The organism is Flexivirga alba (genome assembly GCF_042661025.1).
GTDB lineage: Bacteria > Actinomycetota > Actinomycetes > Actinomycetales > Dermatophilaceae > Flexivirga > Flexivirga alba.
Window position 1 is genome coordinate 3251027 of sequence record NZ_JBHSWH010000001.1, and the last position, 16317, is coordinate 3267343.

Here is a 16317-nt window from a genome sequence, read left to right on the forward strand (position 1 = left end):
CGGTAACCTGGGCGCACCATGCTCAACCGTTACGCCCGGGCGGCGATCACCAAGTTCTTCACGCCACTGGCGAAACTTCTGTTGCGGCTGGGCATTTCGCCCGACGTCGTCACGATCGTCGGCACGCTCGGGGTCTGCTTCGGCGCGCTCGCGTTCTACCCGCGCGGCAGCCTGTTCTGGGGCACGGTCGTCATCACCGTCTTCATTTTCTCCGACACACTCGACGGCAACATGGCGCGTATGTCGGGGCGCTCAAGCGTCTGGGGCGCCTACCTGGACTCGACCCTTGACCGGGTGGCGGACGCGGCGATCTTTGGCGCACTGATCCTCTGGTATGCCGGTGACGGCGACAACCTCGGCATGGCCGGACTCGCGCTGGCCTGCCTGATCCTCGGCATGGTCGTGTCCTACTCCAAGGCGCGCGCCGAAGGCCTTGGTATGACGGCCAATGTCGGCATCGCCGAACGCTCCGAGCGGCTGGTCGCCGTGTTGGTCACGACCGGTCTGGTCGGCATCCACTGGCTGCACCTGCCGACCGCAGTGCTCGGCGTCGTGCTGGCGCTGCTGGCGATCGCCAGCCTCATCACCGTTTTCCAGCGCATGCTCACCGTTCGAACCCAGGCGTTGGGCGGGGCCGGGGAACTCCCGAAGTGACCCCGCGCGAGCGCGCGGAGGGCTTGGCCTATCGCGCGGCCTGGCGATTGGTCTGCCGCCTGCCCGAGCGCGCCGCGTATGGCGCTTTCGACCGGGTCGCACGCTCTCTGCACCGCCGGGACGGTCGCTCGGTACAACAGCTGCGCGCCAACTATGCGGCGGTCCGGCCGGAGCTGAGCTCCGAGGAGCTGGAATCGTTGGTGGGGGAAGGGGTTTCGTCATACCTGCGCTATTGGTGTGACGCCTTCCGGTTGCCGCGCGAGACCCCGGCCACCCTCGACGAGCGGATCCGGCTGACAGGACACGACGCCGAGGCCCGCGCGATCGTCGACCGTGGTGAGCCGTTGATCCTCTTCCTGGGGCACCTGGGCAACTGGGACCACTGCGGCGCGTGGGCCACCGACCACTTCGCGCCGGTGACCACGGTCGCCGAGCGACTCAAGCCCGAGTCGGTCTTCGACGCGTTCGTCGACTTCCGGGAGTCACTCGGCATGCGGATCCTGCCGCTCACCGGCGGCGAGCACGTCTATTCGCAACTGCGAGAAGCGATTTCACGCGGGGGTTTCGTGCCGCTGCTGTCCGATCGCGACCTGACACGTAGCGGCGTGGAAGTCACGCTGTGCGGGCATCGGACGCGCGCCGCAGTCGGACCGGCCAAACTCGCGTTGGAGACCGGCGCTGCGCTCTTTCCGCTCGCCATCACCTACGAGCCGATCCCGGGTCGGGCGGCGCAGCGGGTGGTGGCGCGCTTCGGGGCGCGGGTGCGCCCGCCCGGACAAGGGAGCGCCGATGCGCAGGTGCATGCGATGACGCAGCAGTGCGTGGACGCCCTGGGTGAAACCATCAGGGAGCGCACCCAGGATTGGCACATGATGCAGCGAATCTTCGTGGAGTACCCGCGATGAGGATCGGCATGGTCAGCCCGTACGCGTTCAACGTGCCGGGCGGAGTGCAGTTCCACGTGCGCGACCTGGCCGAGCACCTGATCTCGCAGGGACATGATGTGCGGGTTCTGGCACCCGCCGACGAGGATGCCGACCTGCCGCCATACGTCGATTCCGCCGGGCGCGCGATGCCGGTGCCCTATAACGGGTCCGTGGCGCGGTTGCTCTTCGGGCCGGTCACCGCGGCGCGGGTCTCTCGCTGGATCGAGCGCGGCGGGTTCGACGTGCTGCACATCCATGAGCCGTTCGCGCCCAGTTTGTCGATGCTGGCGATGATGTCCGGGCACGGCGCCGTGGTCGGCACGTTCCACTCCAGCACCATGCGATCGCGGGTGCTGCTGACGGTCATGCCGCTACTGGAGCCGCAACTGGAGAAGCTCAGCGGCCGAATCGCCGTGTCCCGTGAGGCTTTACGCACGATCCACCGACACGAAGGCGCGGCCGACGCGCTGATCATCCCCAACGGTGTGTATGTCGACCGCTTCGCGACCGCACCGCTCGTGCCGCACTGGCGGGGGAGTGACGATCGCCCGACCATTGCGTTCCTCGGCCGCTTGGAGGAGTCGCGCAAGGGTCTGGCCGTGCTGCTGGAGGCGATGCCGCAGCTGCTCGATGCGCGGCCCGGGTTGAGGCTGCTCGTTGCCGGTCCAGGTGATCCGGGGAAGCTCTACGTCATACAGCGGCCCACGTGCGGGCGGCGACCGAGTTCCTGGGCATGGTCAGCGAGCAGGACAAGGCGTCGCTGTTGCGGTCGGTCGATGCGTATGTCGCTCCCAACACCGGCGCGGAGAGCTTCGGCATCATCCTGGTCGAGGCGATGAGTGCGATGGCGCCGGTGGTGGCGAGCGACCTGCCGTCCTTCTCCGACGTGCTCGCCGGGGGTAGCGCGGGTGCGATGTTCCGCACCGGTGACGCGGCGTCGCTGGCCGGCACCGTGCTGCGCCTGCTCGACGACCCGGGAGAGCGCTCCGAACTCGCAGCCCGGGGAGCGTTGCGAGCGCGGGACTTCGACTGGTCGCGCGTATCGGCGGATGTGATGGACGTCTACGAGACGTGCCGTGCGGCCAGGCCGGGACCAGTGCGAGCGACCTCCACCGGGCGGACCAAGCGAGTGTTGCGGGGGCGTGACTGATGCGGATCTTCGCGTGGACCGCGGTTGTCATCGCGGTCGTGGCGCTGGTCGCCTGGTACCTCTCCTATACCGCCGCCCGGCTGGACCGATTGCACACCAAGGTCGAGGGGTCGGTCTCGTCGCTCGATGCGCAGCTGGTGCGCCGTGCCGAGGTCGTGCGCGAGGTGGCCGGTTCGGGCGCACTGGACCCGGCGAGTGCCGCATTGCTCGCCGACGCGGCCAGCGCCTCCTTGACGCCGCCGATGCGGCATCACTGGGCGAGACGGTCCGATCCGACGGCATCGGTGCCCAGCGTGCCGTGACGGAGTCGATGCTCACCCAGGTGTTGCGCACGACCCTGACCGCCGACGTGATCACCGAGTTGCGGGACGAGAACGACGGCTGGCCCGAGGTCGTGGAGCGGCTCCGTTCGGCCGGCCAGCGTGTCGAGATCGCCCGGCGTTTCCACAACGAAGCCGTGCGCGACGTCCGACGCCTGCGGCTCCGTCCGCAGGTTCGCTACCTCGGGCTGGCCGGTCACACCCCGTTGCCGTCACCCGTCGAGTTCGACGACCAGCTTCCCGACGGCCTCTAGGCCGAGCCTGGCCGCATTTCGCCGTGGCCGAATAGTGTCATACGTAGCCGGATGGCATGAACCTGCCGAAGGCGGCGGTATTCTGGGGAAAACGTCGTCGTTCGATGAGGAGACCCGGAAGTGACTGCAGCGACCGAGACCGGCACCGCCCGCGTCAAGCGAGGTATGGCGGAGATGCTGAAGGGCGGCGTCATCATGGACGTCGTCACGGCTGAGCAGGCCAAGATCGCCGAGGACGCCGGCGCCGTCGCGGTCATGGCGTTGGAGCGAGTGCCTGCCGACATCCGTGCGCAAGGTGGCGTCTCGCGCGCCAGTGACCCCGACATGATCGACAGCATCATCGAGGCCGTCTCGATCCCGGTGATGGCCAAGGCGCGCATCGGTCACTTCGTTGAGGCGCAGGTCCTGCAGAGCCTCGGTGTCGACTACGTCGACGAGTCCGAGGTGCTGACCCCGGCCGACTATGCCAACCACATCGACAAGTGGGAGTTCACCGTCCCCTTCGTGTGCGGTGCGACCAACCTGGGCGAGGCGCTGCGTCGCATCACCGAGGGTGCGGCGATGATCCGCTCCAAGGGTGAGGCCGGCACCGGCGACGTCTCCAATGCCACGACGCACATGCGCCAGATCCGCCAGCAGATCCGTCGTTTGCAGAACCTTCCCGAAGACGAGTTGTATGTCGCTGCAAAGGAATTGCAGGCGCCATACGAGCTCGTCAAGGAGGTCGCGGAGGCCGGCAAGCTGCCGGTGGTGCTCTTCACCGCAGGTGGAATCGCAACCCCGGCCGACGCGGCCATGATGATGCAGCTGGGCGCCGAGGGTGTCTTCGTCGGCTCCGGCATCTTCAAGTCCGGCAACCCGGCGCAGCGTGCCGAGGCGATCGTGAAGGCGACCACCTTCTACGACGACCCCGACGTGATCGCGAAGGTGTCGCGGGGCCTGGGCGAGGCGATGGTCGGCATCAACGTCGAGGAGATCCCCGAGCCGCACCGGCTCGCCGAGCGCGGTTGGTGACACACCAAGCTGAGTAAGTAGACGAGAGACCCGGCGAAGCACGAGCCGGGTCTCTCGTCGTATACGCGCGGCGAGCTCCATCGCCTTCTACGGGTATATAGTCGTCAATATAATTGCGAGGAGAGGGGCATGCGATGGCTGTCACCAGTGTCGACCTGGATCCGCAGTTGATCGAACGCGCGAGGGCTCTCACGGGCGAGAAGTCCAACCGCGCAGTGCTGGACCTTGCGCTGCGTCGACTGATCGCCTCGAAGCAGAAGGCCGCGATGATCGACGGCATAGCGGAACTGTCCGACCTTCCGACGGAGCTGGGCGCGCCTGTCGCATCTTCGTCCGCGACCAAGACCCCGTGACCGACTATCTGGTCGACAACTCTGTCTGGGCAAGGCTAGCCAGCGGCGACCCGGGGATCATGGCGCGGCTGCGGCGCATCGAGCGCGCGCCCGCTGACCTCTTCGTGACATGCCCGCCGCAGGTGTTGGAGTTCTGCCACAGTGCTCGGACACCCGAGGAGCACGCGCGTCACCGGGAGCGGATTTCTCTCGGGTTCCCGCTGGAGCACGCGCCTGACGAGTCGTTGGTGCTGGACGTGCAGAGCGCAATGTGGAACGCAGGGCTCGTCCGTGCTGCCGGATCGCTGGACATTCTCATCGCGGGCTACGCCATCAGGAATGACGCAACCGTGCTGGCCGCAGATCACGACTTCGAGCACATCGCCAGGGTCACCGACCTGAAGCACGAGTACGTGGCGCCATCCTTGTAGCGGCTACTTGATCAGTGGCGAAATGGTCTCGCCGAGGAGCTGCACTCGTCCCGGAACATGACCGTTGGCAGGGGAATTCACCGTCACGCCGTCGATGCCGGATTCGAGTAGCTTGCTGTATGCCGCAGCCACCTCGTCCGGCGAACCCACGATCGCCGACCCCGCACGTTCTCGGGCAGCCGGGTTGCGCTCGAGGTAGGCATCGAGGTCGCGCTGCGCCTCTTCGTGGGTCGGCGCGATGCAGGCGGTGGTCTGGTAGCTCACGGTGATCTCGAAGCGGTCCCGGCCCAGGCGCTCGCAATGCTCCGCCAGTGCCTTGAGTTTGGCCGGAATGTCCTCGCGGGCGCAGATGATATTCGACTCGTCGGCATACTGGGCAACCATCCGCAAGGTCTTGCGGACGCCACCGCCGCCGATCATCACTGGAACGCGGCTGAGCGGCGCGGGAGAGTTGACTACGTCCTTGACCTGGTAGCGCTTGCCGTTCAGGGTCGGTCGCTCGCCGCGCAACATCGGCAGGATGATCTGCAGTGCTTCCTCGAGGCGCTCGAAGCGATCGGTGAAAGTACCGAATTCGTAACCGAGAGAGTCGTGTTCGAGCTCATACCAGCCGGCACCGATGCCGAGCTGGGCGCGGCCGCCGGACACGACGTCGAGCGCAGTGATCTCCTTGGCGAGCAGCGTCGGGTTGCGGTAGGTGTTGCCCGTCACGAGGGCCGACAGGCGGACCCGCTCTGTGTGCTGGGCGAGCGCGGACAGTAGGACGTAACACTCGATCATCGGCTCGTCCGGCTGACCGAGCCCGGGGAGTTGGTAGAAGTGGTCCATCACCAGGACAGTGTCGAAACCGCTGCTGTCGGCCTCCTTGGCCTGTTGCACGACGGTCGGGAAGAGTTGATCGGCCGGAACATCGGGGTAGGTGAAGTTGGGGATCTGGTAGCCCAGTTTCGTCATACTCCGACGCTACCCCTGCTCCCTGATCTCGATACGCCGCTTGTCCCTCGCGGTTCCTCAGGGCGACGCCCCGTCAGCGAGGACGAGGCAGGATCATCAGATGGATCGGGATGTCGATCTCGGGGTGCCACGGTGCCTGCGTGGTCTCGATGAGCTGCCAGCCGCGGCGCAGGTAGAGGTTGACCGGGGTCTCGTGCGCGGCCACGACGTCGAGCACCGGATAGCCATCGGCCAAAGCGAACTCAGTAGCCGTCGCCAGCAGGCGTGACCCGATGCCCTGGCCGGCTCTGCTGATATCGCTGAAAAACACTGACACGCAACGGAGTTCAGTGAGTTTGGTGTCGTGCGCCGTTGCCCAAGACCGGCCGATCGGATCATCACCGACGCTCTCGACGGCGATGTGCCCGACCACCTCGTCCTCGATCTCGGCCACCCACGCACGAAGCTCCGTCGGGCGCTTCAGGAACTCCGCGATCGGCACGGGAAACGGCCACACGAACGGGTATCGAGTCTGTGGCTGCTGGCGCTCCAGGAGTTTTGCAAGTGCAGGCAGGTCGTCGTCCTGCCGTTCGCGTATGACGAGATCCACGCCATGAGACGTTAGTCCGCCATACGGCAGGGGCGTGAGGCGGTCCTGCAGTCGATCAGTTGATCAAGCTGGCGACCGCAGCGATCGGCCGGCGCACGGCACGGCCTCGCGCGCTGCGCGAGCTACGTTCGCCGCGCAGCAACTCCCGCGTACGCTCCCTGTCGTATGGCGCGGGCGTGGTCGTCGCCATGAAGTCCTGCACGATCCGGATGAATTGCTCGCTGTGGTCGCGGTGCGGGAAATGCCCACTGTCATCGATGATTTCGACCTGCGCACCAGGCGCCAGCCGCTCGACGAGGTGTGCCTGGGATGCGGGGATGATGGGGTCCTGCGCGCCCCACACAACCGAGATCGGCATCGATTCGGTGAGGTACGCGCGATCGGCCATCGTCACGAACTGACCGCGCCGGTCGACGACGCCGCGCAGCACCTGCTGCACGGCGGCGCAAGCGCCTGGCTGGGCGAACGAGTCGTAGATCTTGGCGATCTCGTCGATGTCGCGAGTGCCGGGCAACCGCGCCGCGTGCGCCAGCCGCAGTCCGGTGCGGTTGACGTGGCGCACGCCGGGGACGGTGAGCACACCCATGAGTTGCTTGAACCCCGGTGCGGTCGCCAGGCGGATCATCGGGCTGACTTCGCGTCCGACGCCACCCGGGGCGACGAGGATCAGCCGCTCGGTCAGCTCGGGGAACTGGTAGGCGAACTGCATGGCGACTCCGCCGCCGAAACTGTGCCCGACGATCGTGGCGCGCTCGACGCCCAGGATCGCGAGCAGATCACGCATCCCGTTGGCGTAGGCGCCGAGCGAGTAGTCCGCGCGTGGTTTGGCGGACTGGCCATGGCCGAGCAGGTCGGGTGCAATGACTGTGTAGTCCGTGGCCAGCGGCGCTATCACGCGATCCCAGGTCGTGTGATCGCAGGCGACCCCGTGCAGCAGCAGGAGGACAGGGCCGGAACCGGTTTTGACGAATGCCCTGCGGTGGCCGTGGATGTCGACGAAGCGGACACGGCGAGAACCATTCATGAACGTGGATTCAACCATGCGAGAACCGCTGGGGCTACGAATCAGTAACTTCGTTTCTGCTTCGTTGTCATACGCTCGGCGCGTGGCACGGGACAGAAAATCGGGCGCAGCGCGCAGTCCGGCCCTCTCGCGCGGACGAATTCTCGAGGTTGCCGGTGACCTCGTCCGTGACGGCGGCGCCCCGGTGCTCAGCATGCGGACGCTGGGTGCTCGGCTCGGGGTTACGCCCATGGCCATCTACCGGCACTACGCCGGCCGCGACGAACTGCTGGTAGCCCTGCTGGACGAAGAGTTCGGCCAGGTCGCCTGGCCGGAGTTGCCCGAGCCGGGCGCGGACCGCGCCGTCGAGGTCCTGCTGATGCTGCATCGGGAGCTCGCCGAACGACCCTGGGTGCTGGACGCGCTCACCCGCGGGGACTTGATGGCACCGTCGGCCGCGAGTGCCACCGACGATGTCCTCGGATCCCTGCTGGCGGCGGGCTGCACTCCGGAGCAGGCTGCGCACCGTTACTCAGCGGCCTGGCGGCTGATCCTCGGTGCTGCGCAACTCGACGCGCGCACAGCGCAGGCCAAGCGGGAGCTGAAGCGACCGACCGTGCAGGAAACCGTGCGTCGTGACGCCGCCGGCAACGGGCTGGACGCGCTGGCCAGGTGTGGATCGGCGCTGGCAGATCAGCGGGCGAACTTCGACATACGCACTGCTTTGGTCTTGATCGTGTATGGCGCCGAACGGTAACGTGTACGCGTAAACACCAGGACGGGGAGTTTTCATGCCGAGCGGTTCGATTTTCGACGCGGCGGGCGGCGCCGACGGTATGACGCGCATCGCGGCTGCCTGGCACCGGCGGGCGATGGCCGATGTGGTGGTCGCGCACGCATTTCACGACGGCGCGAAACCGGACCACGTAGATCGGCTCGCGGCATACCTGGGGGAGGCGCTCGGTGGGCCGGCGCGCTACACCGAGGCGTATGGCGAGCACGCCGAAGTGGTCCGGATGCACAGTGGCAATGGTGAGCACGACGAGATGAATGAGCGTGCTGTCGAGTGTTTCGCGGGTGCGCTGCGCGACGCGGGTATCGACGCGAATCCCGAGACGTACCAGGCGATTCTGGACTACTGGAGCTGGGCAACCTGGTATCCGATGTACGAGTTCCACCGGTCGGCGGACGATGTGCCGGCCGCTCTGCCGATGCCGCACTGGACCTGGGAGGGGACCGTGAAGAGGAGCGAAGCATGAGCATCACGCCATACATCACCGTCAACGACGCGCGGGCGGCAATCGATTGGTATCGCAACGCCTTCGGCGCGCGAGTGTCCTACGAGCCGATTGTCATGGACGACGGACGCATCGGGCACGTGGAGCTGACCATCGGCGACGACGCGCGTTTCATGATGTCGGACGAGTTCGACAGCGCGGGTGTGGCTGCGCCTGATCCGGCGCGACACAACTCCGTCGCGCTGCACGTGGAGACGACGGCTGTCGACGTGGTGGTCCGACAAGCGAAAACCGTTGGCGCACAGATTGATCGGGAGCCGGAGGACACTCCGAACGGTCGCATCGCCGTGCTGCACGATCCCTTCGGACATCGCTGGATGTTCAATCAGCGCCCGGACGACCCGAAGTAACAGTCTCTGCCGGCGCAGGCTCGAGACCTCACGGTGAACCTGCCGGTTGCCGATCTGGACGGCGTCGACGACACGGTGGTCAACATGGTGAGCCACGCCGACTGAGTTAGACCCGGTCGCGCAACCAGGCGATGTCAGCCTTGTGCTGGTCGGCGCCACCAGGCGTCTCACAGATCACCGGGGCATCGGCCGCCCGCACCACTGCGGCCAATTCGTCCGGATCGATCTGTCCTGCACCGAAATTGGCGTGCCGGTCGGCGCCGGAGTCGAAGGCGTCACGGCTGTCGTTGCCGTGCACCAGGTCGATGCGGCCGGTGATCTCGTGGATGCGCGCGGCCGCCTCGGACAGCTGGATGCCGCCTGCCCACGCGTGGCAGGTGTCGAGGCAGAAGCCGACCTGCTCGTGGCCGTCTGCTTGTGTGATGGCATCCCAGACGCCGGCGATCCGGTCGAGGTGACGGGCCATCGCGTTGTCACCGCCTGCGGTGTTCTCGATGAGCAGCGGGATCTTGCAGTCGGTCGCCTCGATCGCCTTGCGCCAGTTGTCGAAGCCCTTGGCCGGATCGTCCGACGCGTTGACGTGACCGCCGTGGACGATGAGACCGGCGGCACCGATCTCGGCGGCGGCGTCCATGTGCTGCTGCAGCAACTTGCGGCTCGGGATCCGGATCCGGTTGTTCAACGTGGCGACATTGATGATGTATGGCGCGTGCACGAAGATCGTGACGCCTGCGGTCTCTGCGTCGGCGCGTAGCTTCGCTGCGCCACCGTCATACGCGACCACCGGGCCCTTGTAGCTCTGTGGATCGCCGAGGAAGAACTGCACGACATCCGTGCCGCGCGCAGCCGCCTCCGCGATCGGGTCCTGCTGGTCCACGTGTGCACCGATCGAGATCGTCATACCTCCCAGCGTACGGAGGCCATCGGACACCTGTGCCGGGTCGGTCGGCGACAGATCCGGATACCCTCCGTTTTCCTGCGGAACAGGCGTAGCGTTGTTCGCGTGACGGATTCGACCACTTCGACCCCTGCACCCACTATCACCACGCTCGGCCAGTTGCGTGCCTCCGGGCACGAGTTGCGCGGCGTCCGAGAGGAGTTGCGCGCCAACCTGCTGGCGAAGCTGGCAGCGGGCGAGGACCCGTGGCCCGGCATACAGGGCTTCGAATACACCGTCTTGCCGCAGCTGGAGCGCGCACTGCTGGCCGGCCACGACGTGGTCCTGCTGGGCGAGCGCGGTCAGGGCAAGACGCGCGTGCTGCGCACCCTCGTCGGGCTGCTCGACGAATGGACACCGGTGATCGCCGGGTCCGAGATCGGTGAGCACCCCTACGCGCCGATCACCCCGGCATCGCGCCGACGTGCGGCCGAGTTGGGGGATGACCTGCCGATCGCCTGGCGGCACCGTGACGAGCGGTATGCCGAAAAGCTCGCAACCCCAGACACTTCCGTTGGTGACCTGGTCGGTGACGTTGACCCGATGAAGGTCGCCGAAGGGCGCAGCCTCGGAGACCCGGAGACCATTCACTTCGGTCTCATCCCACGCGCGCATCGTGGCATCGTCGCGATCAACGAGCTGCCCGACCTGGCCGAACGCATCCAGGTCGCAATGCTGAACGTGATGGAGGAACGCGACATCCAGGTCCGCGGCTACACGCTGCGGCTGCCCCTCGACGTGCTCGTGGTCGCCAGCGCCAACCCGGAGGACTACACCAACCGTGGGCGCATCATCACCCCACTGAAAGATCGTTTCGGAGCGCAGGTGCGCACTCACTACCCACTCGAGGTCGAGGGCGAGATCGCGGTCGTCGAGCAGGAAGCGCATCTGGTGGCGGGCGTTCCGTCATACCTGATCGAGATCCTGGCCCGCTTCACTCGCGCGTTGCGAGAGTCGAGCGCGGTCGACCAACGTTCAGGCGTGTCAGCGCGATTCGCGATTGCGGCTGCCGAGACGGTGGCCGCGGCAGCGCTTCACCGGGCGACCGTGCAGCACGAGGTCGAGGCGGTCGCGCGGGTCATCGACCTGGAGACCGCGGTCGACGTGCTCGCCGGGAAGGTCGAGTTCGAGTCCGGGCATGAAGGGCGCGAGGAAGCGATCCTGGAGCACCTGCTGCGCACCGCCACCGCGGAGACCGCACGGGGCAGGCTGCGCGGCATCGACCTCGGACTCCTGGTGCGTGCCCTGGAGCGTGGCGCGCGAGTGACGACCGGCGAACAGATCAGTGCCGCAGCAGTTTTGGGCGAGCTGCCGGTGCTGGGGGAGTCCGACCTCTACGACCAGGTCGCCGACCGGCTGGACGCGACCACCCCGGGTGAGCGCGCCGCCGCGGTCGAGCTTGCCCTCGAGGGTCTCTACCTGGCCAAGCAGGTCAGCAAGGAGTCCGACGACGACGGCAACACGACCTATGGCGAGAGCGAGCAGGTATGACGCGGCGCACAACCCCCATCGAGCACGCACGCGGGACTAGCGTCTGAAGATGTTCACTCACACCGCTTCTCATCGTTCCCTGCGCGTCGCCGGCTTTGTGGCGACCGTTTGCGCAGCCGCCGCGCTGGCCGCTCCGGCGTCTGCTTCGCCAACCGATCCGCACGGCTCATCGCAGCCCCAGAGCTACTCGTGGACGACGCGACCGACCGGCGTCCAGGAGCAATTCCGCGGCCTGGCAGCCGTCAGCAGTCGGGTCGCATGGGTGAGCGGCGAGAAGGGCAGTGTGCTGCGCACCACCGACGGAGGCCGCCATTGGGCAGACGTGTCGCCCGCGGCCGCGAAGACCGACGGGCTGGCGCTGCGCGACATCGAGGCGACGGATGCTCAGCACGCCGAAGCGCTGTCGATCGGGAACGGCACGGACTCCCGCATCTTCCGCACGGACGACGGTGGCATGACCTGGCAGCAGGTATTTACCAACACCGACCCGAATGCCTTCTACGACTGTATGGCGTTCAGCGCCAACGGTATTGGTCTGGCGATGAGCGACCCAGTCGACGGCTACTTCCGGATGGCGCGCACCACCGACGGCGGGCTTACCTGGGCGACGCTGCCGACGACGGGTATGCCGAAGGCCTTCGCCAACGAGTTCGGCTTCGCCGCGTCGGGCACCTGTCTGGTCTCAGCGCAGAACGCCAGGGGCGCTCGCCCCGGCGAGTTCTGGTTCGCGACCGGCGGCCAGTCGCCGCGGGTGTTCCACACGACGAACGCCGGTGAGACCTGGACCGCGGACGCCACCCCGATTCGGGCCGGGGACGCAGCCGGCATTTACAGCATCGCGTTCAAGAACTCCGGCACTGGCGTTGCCGTGGGAGGCGACTACACCGCACCGACCGACGGGAGCGACGCGGCAGCCGTCGAACAGGGCCGGTCACCGTGGAAGGCGGGTGGGCCGCTCGGCGGATATCGCTCAGGTGTCGCCTATGTCGGCGGCAATGCCGTGGTGGCTGTGGGCCCGACCGGCAGCGACGTCAGCAGCAACGGCGGCCGGACCTGGTCCACCTTCGACACGACCGACTACGACGGCATCCATTGCGCGTCCGACGGAGCCTGCTGGGCATCCGGACGGGCTGGCGCAGTCGCGGTCCTGACGTCTTCGCACCACAAGTAGCCGATACCAGGAGAGTTGAGAACCGTTGACAACGCTGGAGATTCTGCATTGGAACGACGTGCACGGTCGCTACGAACGGCTCGCCCGGGCTTCGGCGATGGCGCGCCGCATCAGGGCCGAAGCCGACCATCCGGTGCTGCTCTTCGACGGCGGTGACATCGAGGATTCGAGTGTGCGCGTCTCGGCGTTCAGTTATGGCGCCGCGGGCTGGGCAGTGTTGCGAGCGGCGGACGTTGACGCGGCCGTTGTCGGCAACGGCGGGATGTTGCGCTACGGCCCAGGCCGACTGGTGGATTACGCCGAGGCATTCGGTCGCCCGCCGCTGCTCGGCAACTTCCAGGTCGACGGAGGACTGCCTGCGGGTGTCGCCGCGACACAAATCATCGACAGCGGCGACGTCCGCGTCGGCATCATCGGCATCTCGGTGCCGCTGATGGATTCCTACTCGACGTTCGGACTCACCGAGCGCCCGCTTTACACCATGGTCACGGATGCAGCCGCTCAACTGCGCCGGGACGGTGTCGAGGTCGTGATCGTGCTGAGCCACTGCGGTCTCCCACAGGACACCGCCCTTGCCTCAACTCTGGACGGGCGCGTCGACCTCATCGTCGGCGGGCACACCCACAACGAATTACCCGAAGGGACAAGGGCGTTCAACGGTCTGCCGATCGCGCAAGCGGGCAACTACGCCGAACACCTCGGTCGAATCCTGCTGGACATCAGCGAAGACGGTGTGGCGGTCCGGTCGATGACCCTCGAGCCAGTCGCCGAGGACGGACCGGCGGATCGACGGGTGTTGGACGCTGTCGTGCACCAGGAGTCGAAGATCGATCAATGGCTCGCCGCGCCCGTCGCATCGCTCCCGGAAGCGGCCGACTACAACCCGGCCGATGGCGGTGCCGTCGGCCGGTTGCTCGCGACGGCCATCCACGAGTCGCAGCCGGCAGACGTCACGTTGCTCTACCCCGCGAATCTGGACGACGGGCTGCCCGCAGGCAAGGTGACCCGCGGCGACATCTGGGCTGCGACCTCATCGCCCGCCAATGTCTCGGTCATCACCGTCACCGGTCGACGGCTGCGGTCGATGCTGCAGGTCGGGCTGAGTGCGGAGAACGCCCAGCGAACGCCACGTCTGTTCCGCGGAAGAATGCTGGGCCGGTTGGTGATCGTCGGCGCAACCATCGCTGATGGCGAGATCTTGATCGCCGGCCAACCACTGGACGACGAGGCCACCTACCGCGTCTCCGGCGGTGACGTCGAGGTCTCGTCATACGGCGGGCTCATGCCGGACAACTCGCCCGACATGGAGATCTTCGTCCCGCAAATCATGCCGGAACTCTTGGAGGCGTATCTCGTTGCCACGTAAGCACACTCATCGTTCACGCTACGGCCGGTATGCCGGGGGACCCGATCCCCTGGCGCCGCCCGTCGACCTCGCCGAGGCACTCGATGCCATCGGCGAGGACGTGATGGCCGGCTACCGTCCGGAGCACGCGATGCAGGAATTCCTGCGACGCGGCGGTCGGCAGCAGCGCGGCCTCGACGACCTGGCCCGCCAGGTTGCCGAGAAGCGCCGGGAGTTGCTGGCCAAACACAATCTCGACGGCACCTTCCAGGAGATCAAGCAGCTGCTGGACGATGCGGTGCTCGCCGAGCGCAAGCAGTTGGCGCGTGACCTGGACGACGACGCCCGGTTCGCCGAGATGCGGATCGAGAACCTCCCAGCGTCGACCGCGGCTGCGGTGAACGAGCTGGCCGACTACCCGTGGCGCAGCAGTGAGGCGCGGGAGAAGTATGACCAAATCAAGGACCTGCTCGGCCGCGAGATGCTCGACCAGCGGTTCGCCGGGATGAAACAGGCGTTGGAAGGCGCGACGGACGAGGACCGGCAGCAGATCAGCGAGATGCTGCGTGACCTCAACGAGCTGCTCGAGGCTCACGGCCGCGGTGAGGACACCGACCAGCAGTTCGCCGACTTCATGGCCAAGCACGGCGACTTCTTCCCGGAGAATCCGCGGAACATCGACGAGTTGCTCGACTCTCTCGCGCAGCGGGCGGCAGCCGCACAACGGATGCTCAACTCGATGACGCCGGAGCAGCGCCAGGAGCTGATGGAGCTGTCGCAGCAGGCTTTTGGCTCGCCGGATCTGATGGACCAGCTTGCGCAACTGGACGGCAACCTGCAGTCACTGCGACCGGGGGAGGACTGGTCCGGCTCGGAGCAGTTCGGCGGGGACCAAGGGATGGGCCTCGGCGACGGCACTGGCGTCATACAGGATCTGGCGCAGTTGGATGACCTGTCCGAGCAGTTGTCGCAGCAATACGCGGGCGCGCAGATGGACGACCTCGATCTCGACACGTTGGCTCGACAGCTTGGCGACGAGGCCGCCGCGAGTGCGCGCACGCTCGCCGAACTCGAGAAGGCGTTACGCGAACGCGGTTATCTGACAAAGGATTCCACCGGTGAGCTCAAGCTTTCGCCGCGGGCGATGCGAGAGCTCGGGCGCACGCTGCTCAAGGACGTCGCCACCCGGTTGAGTGGTCGGTCCGGGTCGCGCGACGCACGTCGAGCGGGTATGGCGGGCGAGCCGACCGGCGCGAGCCGTGAGTGGCAGTTCGGCGACACCGAGCCGTGGGACGTCACCCGCACCCTGACCAATGCTGCGCTGCGCCGTGCCGGTGGGGGCGACGACCGACTACTGGCGATCACCGACGTCGAGGTGCAGGAAACGGAGGCCCGCACCCAGGCCGCGGTGGCGTTGCTGGTGGACACGTCGTTCTCGATGGCGATGGACGGCCGCTGGGTGCCGATGAAGCGTACGGCGCTGGCACTGCACCACCTGATCCAGACCCGGTTCCGCGGAGATTCGTTGCAGCTCATCGGTTTTGGCCGACACGCGCAGACGATGGACATCGACACGCTGACCGGTCTGTCAGCGGAGTGGGACAAGGGCACCAACCTGCACCACGCGCTGATGCTGGCCAACCAGCACTTCCGCCGGCACCCGAATGCGCAGCCCGTCCTGCTGATCGTCACCGACGGCGAGCCGACCGCGCACCTCGAACCCGACGGGGAGGCGTGGTTCAGCTACCCGCCGCACCCGCTGACCATCGCCTACAGCGTTCGTGAGCTCGACACCGCCGTGCGGCTGGGTGCGCAGACGACGATCTTCCGGCTGGGCGAGGACCCAGGGCTTGCTCGGTTCGTCGATCAACTGGCCAAGCGCGCTGACGGGCGTGTGGTGGCGCCTGAACTCGACGATCTCGGCGCCGCCGTGGTCGGTGGGTACCTCGGCGGGCGCGGCGGAGGCCCGACATACGGTGACCTCGGTGGTTTCGGCTGGCGCGGCGGGTGGGTCAGCTGACACACGCACCGCACTGGTCAGGCGACGTCCGGCTGGCGACCAGCGATGAATCAGGTTGCTATCAGCCTTGATTCAAAT

General features: G+C 67.0%; 20 protein-coding genes. 16 read left to right on the plus strand and 4 right to left on the minus strand.

The features are described from left to right. Nucleotides 1-18: 18 nt before the first annotated feature. From pgsA to ACFQDH_RS15990, 9 genes are all read left to right on the plus strand, one after another. Complete coding sequence (gene pgsA, locus ACFQDH_RS15950; protein ID WP_382403397.1) at nucleotides 19-654, plus strand: phosphatidylinositol phosphate synthase; 636 nt, start codon at nucleotides 19-21, stop codon at nucleotides 652-654. Continuing rightward, the gene (locus ACFQDH_RS15955; RefSeq protein WP_382403398.1) at nucleotides 651-1559 is read left to right on the plus strand and encodes a phosphatidylinositol mannoside acyltransferase; all 909 of its coding nucleotides are present in this window, start codon (nucleotides 651-653) and stop codon (nucleotides 1557-1559) included. The genes pgsA and ACFQDH_RS15955 overlap by 4 nt, the downstream gene beginning before the upstream one ends. Next, nucleotides 1556-2419 (plus strand): glycosyltransferase family 4 protein, encoded by an 864-nt coding sequence (locus ACFQDH_RS15960; protein WP_382403399.1) that lies wholly within the window; start codon nucleotides 1556-1558, stop codon nucleotides 2417-2419. The genes ACFQDH_RS15955 and ACFQDH_RS15960 overlap by 4 nt, the downstream gene beginning before the upstream one ends. Next, the gene (locus ACFQDH_RS15965; protein ID WP_382403400.1) at nucleotides 2314-2730 is read left to right on the plus strand and encodes a glycosyltransferase family 4 protein; all 417 of its coding nucleotides are present in this window, start codon (nucleotides 2314-2316) and stop codon (nucleotides 2728-2730) included. The genes ACFQDH_RS15960 and ACFQDH_RS15965 overlap by 106 nt, the downstream gene beginning before the upstream one ends. Next, nucleotides 2730-3032 carry a hypothetical protein gene (locus ACFQDH_RS15970; RefSeq protein WP_382403401.1) on the plus strand — a complete coding sequence of 101 codons (303 nt, stop codon included), beginning with the start codon at nucleotides 2730-2732 and terminating at the stop codon, nucleotides 3030-3032. The genes ACFQDH_RS15965 and ACFQDH_RS15970 overlap by 1 nt, the downstream gene beginning before the upstream one ends. Continuing rightward, nucleotides 3029-3304, plus strand: coding sequence for a hypothetical protein (locus tag ACFQDH_RS15975; RefSeq protein WP_382403402.1), 276 nt, complete (start codon nucleotides 3029-3031; stop codon nucleotides 3302-3304). Before ACFQDH_RS15970 ends, ACFQDH_RS15975 begins: the two co-directional genes overlap by 4 nt. A 120-nt stretch (nucleotides 3305-3424) precedes the next feature. Then, nucleotides 3425-4318, plus strand: coding sequence for a pyridoxal 5'-phosphate synthase lyase subunit PdxS (gene pdxS, locus ACFQDH_RS15980; protein ID WP_382403403.1), 894 nt, complete (start codon nucleotides 3425-3427; stop codon nucleotides 4316-4318). A 134-nt stretch (nucleotides 4319-4452) separates the two neighbouring features. Next, nucleotides 4453-4671, plus strand: a complete 219-nt coding sequence (locus ACFQDH_RS15985; RefSeq protein WP_382403404.1) for a type II toxin-antitoxin system VapB family antitoxin — start codon at nucleotides 4453-4455, stop codon at nucleotides 4669-4671. Continuing rightward, entirely contained in the window at nucleotides 4668-5081 is a 414-nt protein-coding gene (locus tag ACFQDH_RS15990; RefSeq protein WP_382403405.1) for a PIN domain-containing protein, read from the plus strand. Before ACFQDH_RS15985 ends, ACFQDH_RS15990 begins: the two co-directional genes overlap by 4 nt. A 3-nt stretch (nucleotides 5082-5084) precedes the next feature. Here the strand turns inward: ACFQDH_RS15990 and ACFQDH_RS15995 are convergent, their stop codons facing one another. From ACFQDH_RS15995 to ACFQDH_RS16005, 3 genes are all read right to left on the minus strand, one after another. Further along, nucleotides 5085-6035, minus strand: a complete 951-nt coding sequence (locus tag ACFQDH_RS15995) for an LLM class F420-dependent oxidoreductase (RefSeq protein ID WP_382403406.1) — start codon at nucleotides 6033-6035, stop codon at nucleotides 5085-5087. A 73-nt stretch (nucleotides 6036-6108) separates the two neighbouring features. After that, nucleotides 6109-6624 carry a GNAT family N-acetyltransferase gene (locus tag ACFQDH_RS16000; RefSeq protein ID WP_382403407.1) on the minus strand — a complete coding sequence of 172 codons (516 nt, stop codon included), beginning with the start codon at nucleotides 6622-6624 and terminating at the stop codon, nucleotides 6109-6111. Nucleotides 6625-6679: 55 nt separating this feature from the next. Further along, nucleotides 6680-7666 (minus strand): alpha/beta fold hydrolase, encoded by a 987-nt coding sequence (locus ACFQDH_RS16005; protein ID WP_382403408.1) that lies wholly within the window; start codon nucleotides 7664-7666, stop codon nucleotides 6680-6682. Nucleotides 7667-7730: 64 nt separating this feature from the next. On the opposite strand from ACFQDH_RS16005, the gene ACFQDH_RS16010 reads away from it, so the two are divergent. Genes ACFQDH_RS16010 through ACFQDH_RS16020 form a run of 3 tightly spaced genes read left to right on the plus strand, consistent with a single transcriptional unit; the run spans nucleotide 7731 to nucleotide 9275 of the window. Next, complete coding sequence (locus tag ACFQDH_RS16010; RefSeq protein WP_382403409.1) at nucleotides 7731-8384, plus strand: TetR/AcrR family transcriptional regulator; 654 nt, start codon at nucleotides 7731-7733, stop codon at nucleotides 8382-8384. Between the two features lie 34 nt (nucleotides 8385-8418). After that, on the plus strand, nucleotides 8419-8886 hold the full coding sequence (locus tag ACFQDH_RS16015) for a globin domain-containing protein (RefSeq protein ID WP_382403410.1): 468 nt from the start codon (nucleotides 8419-8421) through the stop codon (nucleotides 8884-8886). Further along, entirely contained in the window at nucleotides 8883-9275 is a 393-nt protein-coding gene (locus ACFQDH_RS16020; protein ID WP_382403411.1) for a VOC family protein, read from the plus strand. Before ACFQDH_RS16015 ends, ACFQDH_RS16020 begins: the two co-directional genes overlap by 4 nt. A gap of 106 nt (nucleotides 9276-9381) precedes the next feature. On the opposite strand, the gene ACFQDH_RS16025 is transcribed toward ACFQDH_RS16020, so the two are convergent. Beyond that, complete coding sequence (locus ACFQDH_RS16025) at nucleotides 9382-10176, minus strand: deoxyribonuclease IV (RefSeq protein ID WP_382403412.1); 795 nt, start codon at nucleotides 10174-10176, stop codon at nucleotides 9382-9384. Nucleotides 10177-10278: 102 nt separating this feature from the next. Between ACFQDH_RS16025 and ACFQDH_RS16030 the strand changes: the two genes are divergently transcribed. Genes ACFQDH_RS16030 through ACFQDH_RS16045 form a run of 4 tightly spaced genes read left to right on the plus strand, consistent with a single transcriptional unit; the run spans nucleotide 10279 to nucleotide 16239 of the window. Then, the gene (locus tag ACFQDH_RS16030; protein WP_382403413.1) at nucleotides 10279-11703 is read left to right on the plus strand and encodes a sigma 54-interacting transcriptional regulator; all 1425 of its coding nucleotides are present in this window, start codon (nucleotides 10279-10281) and stop codon (nucleotides 11701-11703) included. Nucleotides 11704-11752: 49 nt separating this feature from the next. Next, nucleotides 11753-12874: a WD40/YVTN/BNR-like repeat-containing protein gene (locus ACFQDH_RS16035; RefSeq protein ID WP_382403414.1), complete on the plus strand. Its 1122-nt coding sequence runs from the start codon at nucleotides 11753-11755 to the stop codon at nucleotides 12872-12874. 25 nt (nucleotides 12875-12899) lie between these two features. Further along, nucleotides 12900-14240 (plus strand): bifunctional metallophosphatase/5'-nucleotidase, encoded by a 1341-nt coding sequence (locus tag ACFQDH_RS16040; protein WP_382403415.1) that lies wholly within the window; start codon nucleotides 12900-12902, stop codon nucleotides 14238-14240. Continuing rightward, entirely contained in the window at nucleotides 14230-16239 is a 2010-nt protein-coding gene (locus ACFQDH_RS16045) for a VWA domain-containing protein (RefSeq protein WP_382403416.1), read from the plus strand. The genes ACFQDH_RS16040 and ACFQDH_RS16045 overlap by 11 nt, the downstream gene beginning before the upstream one ends. Nucleotides 16240-16317: the final 78 nt, after the last annotated feature.

Coding starts and splice junctions, on each gene's coding strand:
- ACFQDH_RS15970 (WP_382403401.1), top strand. CDS start 2,730: ATGCGGATCTTCGCGTGGACCGCGGTTGTCATCGCGGTCGTGGCGCTG.
- ACFQDH_RS15995 (WP_382403406.1), bottom strand. CDS start 6,035: ATGACGAAACTGGGCTACCAGATCCCCAACTTCACCTACCCCGATGTT.
- ACFQDH_RS16005 (WP_382403408.1), bottom strand. CDS start 7,666: ATGGTTGAATCCACGTTCATGAATGGTTCTCGCCGTGTCCGCTTCGTC.
- ACFQDH_RS16025 (WP_382403412.1), bottom strand. CDS start 10,176: ATGACGATCTCGATCGGTGCACACGTGGACCAGCAGGACCCGATCGCG.
- ACFQDH_RS16020 (WP_382403411.1), top strand. CDS start 8,883: ATGAGCATCACGCCATACATCACCGTCAACGACGCGCGGGCGGCAATC.
- ACFQDH_RS16015 (WP_382403410.1), top strand. CDS start 8,419: ATGCCGAGCGGTTCGATTTTCGACGCGGCGGGCGGCGCCGACGGTATG.
- ACFQDH_RS15960 (WP_382403399.1), top strand. CDS start 1,556: ATGAGGATCGGCATGGTCAGCCCGTACGCGTTCAACGTGCCGGGCGGA.
- ACFQDH_RS15965 (WP_382403400.1), top strand. CDS start 2,314: ATGGTCAGCGAGCAGGACAAGGCGTCGCTGTTGCGGTCGGTCGATGCG.
- pgsA (WP_382403397.1), top strand. CDS start 19: ATGCTCAACCGTTACGCCCGGGCGGCGATCACCAAGTTCTTCACGCCA.
- ACFQDH_RS16035 (WP_382403414.1), top strand. CDS start 11,753: ATGTTCACTCACACCGCTTCTCATCGTTCCCTGCGCGTCGCCGGCTTT.
- ACFQDH_RS15985 (WP_382403404.1), top strand. CDS start 4,453: ATGGCTGTCACCAGTGTCGACCTGGATCCGCAGTTGATCGAACGCGCG.